A 12701-nucleotide genomic window follows, 5' to 3' on the forward strand; every position below is an offset into this window, starting at 1 on the left:
GCCGATGGCTGCTGACCTCGTGCCTATCCGCCTGAGCCTGACCGCCGGTGACCGCTACACGGTGTGGGCGCCCCGCTGGCGCGACGCCGGCGACGAGTGGGAGGCGTTCCTGGGCCGCGACGAAGACCTGTACGGCTTCGAAACCGTTGCCGACCTGGTTGCTTTCGTGCGCACCAGCACCGAGCACGACCTTGTCGACCACCCCGGCTGGCAGGAGTTCAGCACGGCCAACGCACACAAGCTGGACCCCGCCGAGGAGCACCAGTTCGACCTGATCGCGGTCGAGGAGGTAGTCGCGGAGAAGCCGACCGAGGAATCGGTCGCGGCGCTGGCGGGCACGCTGGCGATCGTGTCGTCCATCGGGTCGGTGTGCGAGCTGCCCGCGGTGACCAAGTTCTTCAACGGCAACCCGACCCTGGGCACGGTCGCCGGCGGCATCGAACACTTCACCGGCAAAGCCGGCCTCAAGCGCTGGAACGCGATCGCCGAGATCATCGGGCGCGGCTGGGACGATGTGCTCGCTGCCGTCGACGGCATCGTCAGCACACCGGAGGTGGACGCCGCGGCGTCGTTGAAGGCGGCCGACGAGCTGGCGGAACCGCCGGAGGAACCCGAAGAGACGGTGGCCGACGAGGACGTCGCCGAGGAGGCTTCCGAGGACGCTGAGGAGGAAGCCCACGCCGACGGCGACGCGGTGGTGCTCGGCGGCGACGAGGACTTCTGGCTGAAGGTGGGCATCGACCCGATCCGGATCATGACCGGCGCCGGCACCTTCTACACGCTGCGCTGCTATTTCGACGACCGGCCGATCTTCTTGGGCCGCAACGGCCGAATCAGTGTGTTCAGCTCCGAGCGGGCGCTGGCCCGCTATCTTGCCGACGAGCACGACCATGACCTGTCGGACCTGAGCACCTACGACGACATCCGCACCGCCGCCACCGACGGCTCGCTGGAGGTCGACGTCACCGACGACAACGTCTACGTGCTGACCGGGCTTGCCGACGATTTCGCCGCGGGTCCCGACGCGGTGGACCGCGAGCAGCTCGAGCTGGCCGTCGAGCTGCTGCGCGACGTCGGCGACTACGCCGAGGACAACACCGTCGACAAGGCGCTGGCGACCGAACGCCCGCTGGGTCAGCTGATCGCCTCCGTCCTGGAGCCCGGCTCTGTCGACAAGCCCACTGCGCCGTACGCCGAGGCGGTCCGCGAGTGGGAGGAGCTGGACCGGTTCGTGGAGTCGCGGCTGCGGCGCGAGTAGCGGTTGGCGCGCCGTCAAAGCGGCAGCAGCCGGTGATCGCGGGTGAACACCCGCCGCACCAGGCCGAGCGCGACCACCACCGTGGTGACCGCGACCGAACCCAGGATCAGAAACATCACCACCGCCTGCACGAGCACGGCCTGCACCGGCGACACGCCTGCAAGGATGAGCCCGGTCATCGCGCCGGGCAGAAAGACCAACCCGGTCGCCTTGGTGGTTTCGATCTGCGGGGACAGCGCCGATCGCAGCGCGATCCGCAGATACGGCGAGGCGGCCTGCCGGTAGGGCTGCCCGAGAGCCAGCCGCGCCTCGACCTCGGCGCGTTTGTCGCGCAACTCGTCGACCAGCCGCCGGGCCACCAGCACGGTGGCCGTCATCGAGTTGCCGATCATCATCCCGGCGATCGGCACCAGGGTGCGGGGCTGCAGCGGAAATACCCGCAGCCCGAATATCACTCCGAGCGTGACCACCGCCGCAGCGGTGAACGCGGCGACGGCCAACACGCCCAGCCGCGGCACCTCCGGCGCGCGCCGGCGTGCGACGTCACCCGCGTAGACGACCATGCCCGCCGTCCACGCCCACGACCACCACAGCGAGCGGCCCGGCGCGAACAGCAGCGTCAACGCGCCGCCCACCAGCAATAGCTGGACCAGCGCGCGCGCCGCCGCCCACAGCACCTGCCGTTCCAGACCGAGCCGCTGCCACAGCGATATCGCCGCCGCGAACCCCACCAACGCCAACGACGTCGCCAGCCCAACCCAGCTCACCTGACCGTTCATCTCGTCACCTCCCCGACACAGCGGCCCTGCTCGATGCGCAGCACCCGGTCGGCGATCCGCTCGACCTGCGCGCCGTCGTGCGTGACCCATAGCGCCGGTATCCCGTCGTCGTGGGCCAGTTCGCGCACCGCCGCTTCGATCACACCCGCGGCGGCGGCGTCCACCGCGGAGGTGGGTTCGTCCAGCAACAGCACCTGCGGGCGGGCAATGAGTGTGCGGGCCAGGCACATTCGCTGTGCTTCCCCGCCGGACAGCGCGGTCGCGTCGCGATCCAGCCACGATCCCGTCAACGCCACCCGCGTCAGCGTCTCGGCCATCTGAGACTCGGAGACCTCTGGGTCGGCGACACGCAAATTGTCGGCCACCGTGCCGGGAAACGGGGTCGGACGCTGAAAGCACATGCCGACTCGGCGCCGCAGCCACAGCGGATCGACATCGGCAATGTCTTTGCCGCAGAACGACACTCGACCGCTCGTCGGCACTTCCAGCCGGTTGCACAATCGCAGCAAGGTCGACTTGCCCGAGCCCGACGGCCCGAACACCACCGTGACGCCCTGCCGCGGAACCGCCGCGGTGAATCCGTCCAGCGCGCGGATTCCGCCCCGCTCCACTACGACGTCGGCGAAGTCGAACACCGAGCCGGCCGCCGCCATCGCGCTCAGCCGATCAGCACGGCGAACCGCGGCTTGATCACCTCGTCGATGATCGCCAGCCGCTCGTCGAACGGAATGAACGCCGACTTCATCGCATTGATCGTGAACCGCTCCAGGTCGCTCCAGCCGTACCCGAAAGCTTCTACCAGCCGGTGCATTTCGCGGCTCATCGACGTGTCGCTCATCAGCCGGTTGTCGGTGTTGATGGTCACCCGGAACCGGGCCCGGGCCAGCAGGTCGAACGGATGCTCGGCGATGCTGCCCACCACGCCGGAATGCACGTTGGAGCTGGGGCACATTTCCAGGGGAATTCGCTTGTCCCGCAAGATCGCCGCTTGCGGTCCAAGCCGCACCGTGCCGTCGTCGTCCAGGTCGATGTCGTCGACGATCCGCACCCCGTGACCGAGCCGGTCGGCGCTACAGAACGCGATTGCCTCGTGGATCGAGGGCAGCCCGAACGCCTCGCCGGCATGAATCGTGAAGCGCGCGTTGTTGTCTCGCATGTACTCGAACGCATCCAGGTGGCGGGTCGGCGGGTAGCCGGCCTCCGCGCCGGCGATGTCGAAACCCACGACGCCCTTGTCCCGGAACCGGATTGCCAGCTCGGCGATCTCGCGGGACAACGCGGCGTGGCGCATCGCGGTGACCAGGCAGCGAACGGTGATGGCCCGCCCCGCGGCTGCGGCGGCCTTCTCGCCGTCGGCGAAACCTGCCAGCACCGCGTCGACCACCTCGTCGAACGACAGCCCGCGGTTGATGTGCAGCTCGGGGGCGAACCGCACCTCGGCGTACACCACCGAGTCGGCGGCCAGGTCCTCCACGCACTCGTAGGCGACCCGGTGCAGCGCCTCGGGCGTCTGCATCACCGCGACGGTGTGGGCGAACGGTTCGAGGTAGCGCTCCAGTGAACCGCTGTAGGACCGAGTGTGAAACCAGCGGGCGAGTTCCTCGACGTCGGTCGCGGGCAGGTCGTCGTAGCCCAGTTGCCCGGCGAGATCCAACACGGTGGCCGGGCGCAGCCCGCCGTCGAGATGGTCGTGCAGCAGCGCCTTGGGCGCCCGCTGAATGGCCTCCAGGCTCAGCGGCGTCGTCATGCGGTGATCCGATCGATGACCAGCGGCCGCGGGGCCGGCGCCGCGTCCCCGACGCTCCAGCCGCCGTCGAGCTCGGCCATCGCCGCCGCGAAGCGTTCCGGGGTGTCGGTGTACAGCGTGAACAGCAGCTCGCCGGCGGCGACGGGCTCGCCGGGCCGGCGATGGATGCGGATCCCCGCGCCGGGCTGCACCCGTTCGCCCGGGCGGGACCTGCCCGCGCCGAGCCGCCATGCCGTCATACCCACTGCCATCGCGTCGATGTCGCCCATTGTGCCGCCCCGAGGAGCGGTGATGCTCTCCGAACACGCGCCAAGGGGCAACGGCACCGACAAGTCGCCGCCCTGCGCGGCAATGAGCGCCCGGAAGCGGTCCATCGCGGTGCCGTCGCGCAGGGTCTCCGCGGGGTCGCGGCCGTCGAGGCCGGCGAGCCGCAGCATCTCGGTGGCCAGCGTGACCGTCAGCTCCACCACGTCGGGCGGCCCGCCGCCGGCCAGCACGTCCAGCGCCTCGGCGACCTCCAGCGCATTGCCTGCCGTGTACCCGAGAGGGTGGTTCATGTCGGTGAGCAGGGCGTGCGTCGGCACACCATTAGCGTTGCCGAGCCGGACCATCGCGTGCGCCAGCTCGCGGGCCTGGCTTTCCGCCTTCATGAAGGCCCCGGAGCCGACCTTGACGTCGAGCACCAGCGCGCGGGCGCCCTCGGCCAGCTTCTTGCTCATCACCGAGCTGGCGATCAGCGGCAGCGACTCGACGGTGCCGGTGATATCGCGCAGCGCGTAGAGCTTTGCGTCGGCGGGCGCCAACCGCCCGGCCGCGAAGATCGCCGCGCCGATGTCGTGAAGTTGTTGGCGCACTTGGCTATTGGGCAATTCAGCGGTGAAGCCGGCGATGGATTCCAGCTTGTCGAGAGTGCCGCCGGTGTGGCCCAGCCCGCGGCCGGACGCCTGTGGCACCGCGGCACCGCACGCCGCCACGACCGCCACCAACGGCAGGGTGATCTTGTCGCCGACCCCGCCGGTGGAGTGTTTGTCGACGGTGACCAGGTCGCCGAAGTCCAGCCGCTCGCCGGAGGCGATCATCGCCGCCGTCCAGCGCGCGGTCTCGTCGGCGCCCATGCCGCGCAGGAAGATCGCCATCAGCAGCGCCGACATCTGTTCCTCGGCGATCTGTCCGGCGGTGTAGGCGTCGATCACCCAGTCGATCGCGGCGTCGGAGAGCCGGCCGCCGTCGCGTTTGGTCTTGATGACCGTCGGCGCGTCGAAGGTCATTGCAGCCTGTCCGGCCCGAACGCGTCCGGCAGCAAGTCGGCGAGCCGCCGCGGTCCGTCGGGGTGATCGATCAGCATCTCCGGCCCGCCGTGCTCCAACAACACCTGCCGGCAGCGCCCGCACGGCATCAGCAGTGACCCGTCGGCGTCGACGCACACCAGCGCGACCAGCCGGCCGCCGCCGCTCGAATGTAAGGCACACACCACACCGCATTCGGCGCAGAGACCTAGGCCATATGAGACATTCTCCACATTGCAGCCGGTGACCACGCGGCGATCGTCGACCAGCGCCGCGGCCCCCACCCGCAGTCGGGAATACGGCGCATATGCGCCCTGTGCGGCTTGGATCGCCTTGTCCCGCAGGCTATTCCAGTCGATCGCGGCTGCCGTCATGGCACTACCCGACGTGTGTGGAACGCATCAGCGCGCCCCGTTCACTGTTGGCCAATTCACAAGGCCACCCTAGGGTTTCTGACCGCGACCGGCAGCGGCGGCCGCGAAGTGGTTTATCCGCAGCTACAAATGGGATTAGAGTCCACCCGACGGTTCCGTGACCAGTTACTGGAGGGGGCTGATGACGACGACGTCTGCGGCGGCGCAAGAATCGCGCATCCGACCGCCGCGCCGGACCTTGTATCGCGGCGACCCGGGTATGTGGTCATGGGTCTTGCACCGCATCAGCGGCGCGACCATCTTCTTTTTTCTGTTCGTCCATGTCTTGGACACCGCGCTGGTGCGGGTGAGCCCGCAGACCTACAACGAGGTCATCAGCACCTACAAGACGCCGATCGTCGGGCTGATGGAACTCGGGCTGGTGGCCGCGGTGCTCTACCACGCACTCAACGGCGTGCGGGTTATCCTGATCGACTTCTGGGCGCAGGGCCCCCGCTACCAGCGACTGATGTTCTGGGCGATCGCGATCATCTGGCTGCTGGTGATGGTTCCGGCCGGAGTCGTGATCGGCATCCACATGGCGGAGCGCTTCTTATGACCACACCCGATCTACAGCTCGGCCGCGGCGACATCGCCCCGGTGCGACAGCGCAGCTACGACCGCCCGGCCGGACTGGACAACCCGCGGGCACCGCGACGCGGCTCCGGGATGCCCAACTTCGAGAAGTACGCCTGGCTGTTCATGCGCTTCTCCGGCATTGTGCTGGTCTTCTTGGCGCTGGGGCACCTGTTCGTGATGCTGATGTGGGACGACGGCGTGTACCGCATCGACTTCAACTACGTGGCGCAGCGGTGGGCGTCGCCGTTCTGGCAGACCTGGGACCTGCTGCTGCTGTGGCTGGCGCAGCTGCACGGCGGCAACGGCCTGCGCACGATCATCGGCGACTACACCCGCAAGGACTCCACCCGCTTCTGGCTGAACACCCTGCTGGCGTTGTCGATGGTCTTCACCCTGGTGCTCGGCACGTATGTGCTGCTGACGTTCGACCCGAACATCTCGGGATAGGCGAGTCATGATCCAAGAACATCGATACGACGTAGTGATCGTCGGCGCCGGCGGTGCCGGGATGCGGGCGGCCGTCGAGGCCGGGCCCCGGGCGCGCACCGCGGTGCTGACCAAGCTCTACCCGACCCGCAGCCACACCGGCGCCGCCCAGGGCGGCATGTGCGCGGCGCTGGCCAACGTCGAGGACGACAACTGGGAATGGCACACCTTCGACACCGTCAAGGGCGGCGACTATCTCGCCGACCAGGACGCCGTCGAGATCATGTGCAAGGAAGCCATCGACGCGGTGCTCGACCTGGAAAAGATGGGGATGCCGTTCAACCGCACCCCCGAGGGCCGCATCGACCAGCGCCGCTTCGGCGGGCACACCCGCGACCACGGTAAGGCCCCGGTGCGCCGGTCCTGTTACGCCGCCGACCGCACCGGCCACATGATTCTGCAGACGCTGTACCAGAACTGCGTCAAGCACGACGTGCAGTTCTTCAACGAGTTCTACGTCCTCGACCTGCTGCTCACCGAAACCGGCAGCGGCCCGGTGACTTCCGGTGTCGTTGCCTACGAGCTGGCCACCGGCGACATCCACGTCTTCCACGCCAAGGCCGTGGTGATCGCGACCGGCGGCTCGGGCCGGATGTACAAGACCACCTCCAATGCGCACACGTTGACCGGCGACGGCATCGGCATCGTGTTCCGTAAGGGACTTCCGTTGGAGGACATGGAGTTTCACCAGTTCCATCCGACGGGCCTGGCCGGGCTGGGCATCCTGATCTCCGAAGCCGTGCGCGGCGAAGGCGGCCGGCTGCTCAACGGCGAGGGCGAGCGGTTCATGGAGCGCTACGCGCCGACGATCGTCGACCTGGCGCCGCGGGACATCGTGGCCCGCTCGATGGTGCGGGAAGTCCTGGAAGGCCGCGGCGCGGGCCCGAACAAGGACTACGTCTACATCGACGTGCGTCACCTCGGCGAAGACGTGCTGAACGCCAAGCTGCCCGACATCACCGAGTTCGCCCGCACCTATCTCGGCGTGGACCCGGTCAACGAACTGGTCCCGGTGTACCCGACGTGTCACTACGTGATGGGCGGCATCCCGACGACGGTCACCGGACAGGTGTTGCGCGACAACACCAATACGGTGCCGGGGCTGTATGCGGCCGGCGAGTGCGCGTGCGTGTCGGTGCACGGCGCAAACCGGCTGGGCACCAATTCGCTGTTGGATATCAACGTCTTTGGCCGCCGGGCCGGTATCGCCGCAGCCAACTACGCGCTGGGCCATGACTTCGTCGACCTGCCGCCGGAGCCGGCCGGCATGGTGGTCGGCTGGGTCGGCGATATTTTGTCCGAGCACGGCAACGAGCGCGTCGCCGACATCCGCGGCGCGTTGCAGCAGTCGATGGACAACAACGCGGCGGTGTTCCGCACCGAGGAGACGTTGAAGCAGGCGTTGACCGATATCCATGCTCTGAAAGAGCGGTATTCCCGAATCACCGTGCACGACAAGGGAAAGCGATTCAACAGCGACCTGCTGGAGGCGATCGAGCTGGGCTTTTTGCTGGAGCTGGCCGAGGTCACGGTCGTCGGCGCGTTGAACCGCAAGGAATCTCGCGGCGGGCACGCCCGCGAGGACTACCCGAACCGCGACGACACCAACTACATGCGCCACACCATGGCCTACAAGCAGGGCAGCGAGCTGTTGTCCGACATCCGGCTGGATTTCAAGCCCGTCGTGCAGACCCGCTATGAACCAAAGGAACGGAAGTACTGATGCCGTCAGACGAGGTTATCGAGACCGCGGAACCCGGGGACCCGCCGCTGCCGCCGGTGCCCGAGGGCGCGGTGATGGTGACGCTGAAGATCGCCCGGTTCAACCCGGAAAACCCCGACGCGGCCGGCTGGCAGAGCTTCCGGGTGCCGTGCCTGCCGAGCGACCGGATGCTCAACCTGCTGATCTACGTCAAGAGCTACCTCGACGGCACGCTGACCTTCCGGCGGTCCTGTGCGCACGGCGTGTGCGGGTCGGACGCAATGCGGATCAACGGCGTCAACCGGCTGGCGTGCAAGGTGCTGATGCGCGACCTGCTGCCCAAAAAGCCGGGCAAGCAGTTGACCATCACGGTCGAGCCGATTCGCGGGCTGCCGGTCGAAAAAGACTTAGTGGTCGACATGGAGCCGTTCTTCGACGCGTACCGGGCGGTCAAGCCGTACCTGATCACCAGCGGCAACCCGCCGACGCGGGAGCGCATCCAAAGTCAAACCGACCGCGCGCGCTACGACGACACCACGAAATGCATTCTGTGCGCGGCCTGTACGACCAGTTGCCCGGTGTTTTGGCATGAGGGTTCGTATTTCGGGCCCGCCGCGATCGTCAACGCCCACCGCTTCATCTTCGACAGCCGCGACGAGGGCGCGGCCGAACGCCTCGACATCCTCAACGAGGCTGACGGGGTGTGGCGCTGCCGCACCACGTTCAACTGCACCGAGGCCTGCCCGCGCGGCATCGAGGTGACCAAGGCCATCCAGGAGGTCAAGCGCGCGCTGATGTTCGCGCGCTAACCCCTTTTTGGCGCGAGCGTGCGTGTCCCCGGCCGACACGCCTCCTGGTTTTCCGGGTTTGCGGCCGACGCGCCGCAGTCCCTGTCACACCTGGGCGACCTGTCTCGTCTAACGGGTATGACACAGGAAACCCGTATCGAACCCCTATCCCCGAAGAAGGCCCCGCTGTGGGTCCGCGCCGCCTACCGCTACGCCAAGCGGCGGTTCGGCGAAGTGCCCGAACCGTTTACGATCGTGGCCCATCACCCGCGGCTGCTGGCCGCCAATGCGGTCCACGAAACGATGCTCGAACGCGGCTCGAAAGCCCTGCCGGCGAGCGTGCGTGAGCTGGCGGTCTTTTGGACCGCGCGCACCATCGGCTGCTCGTGGTGCGTCGACTTCGGCTCCATGCTGCAGCGCCTCGACGGCCTCGACGTCGAAAGGCTCAAAGACATCGACAATTACGCGACGTCGCCGCACTACACCGACGACGAGCGCGCCGCCATCGCCTACGCCGACGCGATGACCACCGACCCGCACTCCGTCACCGACCAGCAGGTCGCCGATCTGCGGGCACGATTCGGCGACGCCGGCGTGATCGAGCTGAGCTATCAGATCGGCGTGGAGAACATGCGGGCCCGGATGTATTCCGCACTGGGCATCACCGAGCAGGGCTTCAACTCCGGTGACGCGTGCCGGGTGCCGTGGCCTTAGCAGCGATGCCAGCGACTCGCCGCGAAAACAGCGCTACAGTGGCGCAATGCGCGTCTGGGACCTGGGATCGGGTCGGCACATGGTTGCCGGCGCGTTCTCCGACCTCGCGCTCCACCATCACCCCGCCGTTCAAATCACGGTCGGTGGGCAGGGTGCGTTAACGGTTACCGGCGCCGATGATCGGCACGACGTGTGCCGGCTGGTTGTGGTGGGTAGCGGAGCACGCCATGCCGTGCGCTCAGATGCGAAATCCAAAGCGTTGACGCTGTATTTCGGCTTGCAAACACCGCAGGGCGACGCGCTGAACACATTGAGCCGCAGCCGCGGTCGCCGAGGTGTCTGGATCGTCGACGACGGACAGCAATTGGCCGAAGCCACAACCGCGTTGCTCGACGCCAACGGCCCGCATGCCGCAGCCGACTTCCTCGTCGATCAGCTGCAGGGAATGGCGCACCAGTGCTCTAGCGAGTCACGAGCCGTCCACCCGCAGCTACGGCAGGCGATCGAAGTCGTTTCGACCCGCGTGCCCGATCACATCGATCTGGCTTCGGTCGCAGGCGCCGTCGCGCTGTCGCCCGACTACCTCGGGAGGCTGTGCAAGCAGCAGACCGGCGTCTCGTTCTCGGCCGCCATCCGGTGGCAACGCCTGGTGACCGCCATCGGCCACCTGGTCGACGGCCACTCCGTCACCGATGCTGCCCACCTGGCCGGATTCGCCGACGGCTCGCACGCCAACAGGGTGTGCTGGGAGATGACCGGAGCGGCCCCACGCGAGTTCGCGCAAGCCGTTCGCAAAACCCGGATCTGACGGATCCATCCAAGCGTTCCCGTCGTGGTTGACCCACGCTTGGGATATGCCGGTGATGTCTCAATTCGAGCGAGCCTACTGCACCGAGTGTGCGCGACGCTGGCTTACCGTCACTGTCCGGTCTCAACTTCTCGGCCACGTAATGCGATTCGTCGGCCACAAAAACACATAGCGAACGGAGGCATCTCATGACAGTCCACGCAAAGGCGGCAGTGCTTCGCGCGCTATTCAAGCTGCCCACGCCGGTACGCCGCCTACTAGCAGGGCCGCCGGTCCGAATCGACGGCCAGGAGCAAGCGCTGGACGCGCAGCTCATGATCCGGCTCAAAAACCTTTCCGGCTCAGACGTTTTCACCGATCCAATCGCCGAGGCCCGTACGCGCTACGACGGACTCCCGCAACTCACCGGATACGAATCGCCGGTACCGGTCGCCACGCGGGAGGTCATCATCCCCGCTGAGCACGGCTACATCCCGGCGACCCTGTACACCCCTGCCGACCTCGCAACCCCGTCGGGGCTCCTGGTGTACTACCACGGCGGCGGCTTCTCCGTCGGCTCCCGCATCAGCCACGACCCGGTCGCCCGATTCTTGGCGATCAACGCCGGCGTACGAGTGCTGTCGGTCGAGTATCGACGCGCCCCCGACCACCGGTTCCCCGCTGCTGTCGAGGACGCAATCACCGCCTTCGAATATGCCTGCCGCACGACCGATCTGGGTGCAGATCCGGACCGCATCGCGGTCGGCGGGGACAGCGCCGGCGGCAATCTTGCAGCGGTCACCGCACAACAGGCGGTGCGATGGGGTGCTCCGCTGCCGAGGTTTCAGCTGCTGATGTATCCCCCGACCGACTTGAGCACCCGTTGGCCGTCGCGTGACCTCTTCAACCGGAGCTCCACCTTCACCGACCAGAATTTGCAGTGGGCGCTGGGCAACTACCTACCGCCGGGCACCGATCTGCGCGATCCGCGATTGTCTCCGCTACACGGTGACGTCAACGGCCTGCCGCCCGCCTATATCGCCACCGCGGGTTTCGATCCGCTGCGCGACGAGGGCGAGGCATACGCCGACAAACTGCAAGGCGCCGGTGTCCCGGTAGTACTGACCCGCCAGGCCGACCTACCGCACGCATTTTTGAACTTCGTGGGGCTCGGCGGTCGGTTCGCCCAAGCCGCCGCCGAGGCGGCCGAAGCGCTGAAACACGGCCTCGCCGTTGCTACCGAGACCGCAGCGGAGAGCCGGTGAACTTGTCCGGATTGGCGATATCCCATATGGCGCAGACCTTTCCGTCGCGCACCGTCATCGCCGTGATGCGGGGCATCATCTCCCAGTACTCACCGTCCCCGGGCGCACCCGGGGTGTAGGCGCCCAGTTCGCCGTTGACCAGCGCCAGCTGATTCGCCGTGACGAACGACGGACCGTAGCGTTGCGCCAAGCCGAACAGGAAGCGCGCCACCTTGTCGGCGCCGTGGATGACGCGGGCGGCGGTCGGCGCCTTGCCGTTGGAGTCGCCGGTGAACGTTATGTCGGGGTGGAGCAGCGCCACCACACCGGCCATGTCGCCGGAGGCAATGGCCGCCATCAGCTTGCCCACCACCTCGTTATGGCTCGAGTCCGGTTCTGGTGGCGGCGCGTCGGCGACGGCCTTGCGGGCCCGCGACGCCAGCTGCCGAGCGGCCGCCGCACTGGTGCCCAGCACCTCGGCGACTTCGGTGAACGGCACCGAGAAGCCGTCGTGCAGCACGAATGCCACCCGCTGATCGGGGGAAAGCCGCTCCAGCACCACCATCGCGGCAAAGCGCGCGTCCTCCCCGGCGACGACGGCCGAGAGCGGGTCGGCCGCGTCGAAACCGGTCACCACTGGCTCGGGCAGCCATTCACCGACGTAGGTTTCGCGACGACGCGCCGCCGACCGTAGCCGGTCGAGCGCGAGCCGGCTCACCACGGTGGTCAACCACGCTCGCAGGTCGGCGATCTCGGCCTCGACGCTGTTCCAGCGCAACCAGGCTTCCTGCACCATGTCCTCGGCGTCGGCGAACGTACCGGTCAGCCGATAGGCAACAGCCAGCAGATGCGGTCGCAACGCTTCGAATTCGTCGACCTGCTGGGCCGAGGTCATCACCCGAGCGTAACGTTCGCAGG

General features: G+C 67.6%; 13 protein-coding genes and 1 pseudogene. 8 read left to right on the forward strand and 6 right to left on the reverse strand.

The window, feature by feature from the left end; translation table 11 throughout:
• Window positions 1-4 precede the first annotated feature (4 nt).
• Window positions 5-1258, forward strand: coding sequence for a primosomal protein (locus MFM001_RS11145; protein WP_116375328.1), 1254 nt, complete (start codon window positions 5-7; stop codon window positions 1256-1258).
• A 14-nt stretch (window positions 1259-1272) separates the two neighbouring features.
• On the opposite strand, the gene fetB is transcribed toward MFM001_RS11145, so the two are convergent.
• The 5 genes from fetB to MFM001_RS11170 are packed head-to-tail and all read right to left on the reverse strand — an operon-like array spanning window position 1273 to window position 5444.
• Complete coding sequence (gene fetB, locus MFM001_RS11150; RefSeq protein WP_116375329.1) at window positions 1273-2037, reverse strand: iron export ABC transporter permease subunit FetB; 765 nt, start codon at window positions 2035-2037, stop codon at window positions 1273-1275.
• Entirely contained in the window at window positions 2034-2690 is a 657-nt protein-coding gene (locus tag MFM001_RS11155) for a phosphate ABC transporter ATP-binding protein (RefSeq protein ID WP_116375330.1), read from the reverse strand. Before MFM001_RS11155 ends, fetB begins: the two co-directional genes overlap by 4 nt.
• A gap of 5 nt (window positions 2691-2695) precedes the next feature.
• The gene (locus MFM001_RS11160; RefSeq protein WP_116375331.1) at window positions 2696-3784 is read right to left on the reverse strand and encodes an adenosine deaminase; all 1089 of its coding nucleotides are present in this window, start codon (window positions 3782-3784) and stop codon (window positions 2696-2698) included.
• Window positions 3781-5052 (reverse strand): thymidine phosphorylase, encoded by a 1272-nt coding sequence (locus tag MFM001_RS11165; RefSeq protein ID WP_116375332.1) that lies wholly within the window; start codon window positions 5050-5052, stop codon window positions 3781-3783. Before MFM001_RS11165 ends, MFM001_RS11160 begins: the two co-directional genes overlap by 4 nt.
• A complete protein-coding gene (locus MFM001_RS11170; RefSeq protein WP_116375333.1) occupies window positions 5049-5444 on the reverse strand; it encodes a cytidine deaminase in 396 nt (131 codons plus the stop codon). Before MFM001_RS11170 ends, MFM001_RS11165 begins: the two co-directional genes overlap by 4 nt.
• A 259-nt stretch (window positions 5445-5703) precedes the next feature.
• Here MFM001_RS11170 and sdhC point away from each other — a divergent pair, with 259 nt between their 5' ends.
• The 7 genes and pseudogenes from sdhC (at window position 5704) to MFM001_RS11205 (ending at window position 11804) form a co-directional block, all read left to right on the forward strand.
• The gene (sdhC, locus tag MFM001_RS11175; RefSeq protein ID WP_238159111.1) at window positions 5704-6042 is read left to right on the forward strand and encodes a succinate dehydrogenase, cytochrome b556 subunit; all 339 of its coding nucleotides are present in this window, start codon (window positions 5704-5706) and stop codon (window positions 6040-6042) included.
• A complete protein-coding gene (locus MFM001_RS11180; RefSeq protein ID WP_116375335.1) occupies window positions 6039-6509 on the forward strand; it encodes a succinate dehydrogenase hydrophobic membrane anchor subunit in 471 nt (156 codons plus the stop codon). The genes sdhC and MFM001_RS11180 overlap by 4 nt, the downstream gene beginning before the upstream one ends.
• A gap of 7 nt (window positions 6510-6516) precedes the next feature.
• Window positions 6517-8271, forward strand: coding sequence for a succinate dehydrogenase flavoprotein subunit (sdhA, locus tag MFM001_RS11185; RefSeq protein ID WP_116375336.1), 1755 nt, complete (start codon window positions 6517-6519; stop codon window positions 8269-8271).
• Window positions 8271-9059, forward strand: a complete 789-nt coding sequence (locus MFM001_RS11190; RefSeq protein WP_116375337.1) for a succinate dehydrogenase iron-sulfur subunit — start codon at window positions 8271-8273, stop codon at window positions 9057-9059. Before sdhA ends, MFM001_RS11190 begins: the two co-directional genes overlap by 1 nt.
• A gap of 84 nt (window positions 9060-9143) precedes the next feature.
• A pseudogene (locus MFM001_RS11195) lies at window positions 9144-9752 on the forward strand (carboxymuconolactone decarboxylase family protein); the annotation flags it as partial.
• Between the two features lie 46 nt (window positions 9753-9798).
• The gene (locus tag MFM001_RS11200; RefSeq protein ID WP_116375339.1) at window positions 9799-10560 is read left to right on the forward strand and encodes a helix-turn-helix transcriptional regulator; all 762 of its coding nucleotides are present in this window, start codon (window positions 9799-9801) and stop codon (window positions 10558-10560) included.
• A gap of 188 nt (window positions 10561-10748) precedes the next feature.
• Window positions 10749-11804 carry an alpha/beta hydrolase gene (locus tag MFM001_RS11205; RefSeq protein ID WP_116375340.1) on the forward strand — a complete coding sequence of 352 codons (1056 nt, stop codon included), beginning with the start codon at window positions 10749-10751 and terminating at the stop codon, window positions 11802-11804.
• On the opposite strand, the gene MFM001_RS11210 is transcribed toward MFM001_RS11205, so the two are convergent.
• Window positions 11776-12678, reverse strand: a complete 903-nt coding sequence (locus MFM001_RS11210; protein ID WP_116375341.1) for a sigma-70 family RNA polymerase sigma factor — start codon at window positions 12676-12678, stop codon at window positions 11776-11778. The two genes, MFM001_RS11205 and MFM001_RS11210, sit on opposite strands and share 29 nt — an antisense overlap.
• Window positions 12679-12701: the final 23 nt, after the last annotated feature.

Source organism: Mycobacterium sp. MFM001 (assembly GCF_003402475.1).
In the GTDB taxonomy this organism is placed as follows: Bacteria; Actinomycetota; Actinomycetes; order Mycobacteriales; family Mycobacteriaceae; genus Mycobacterium.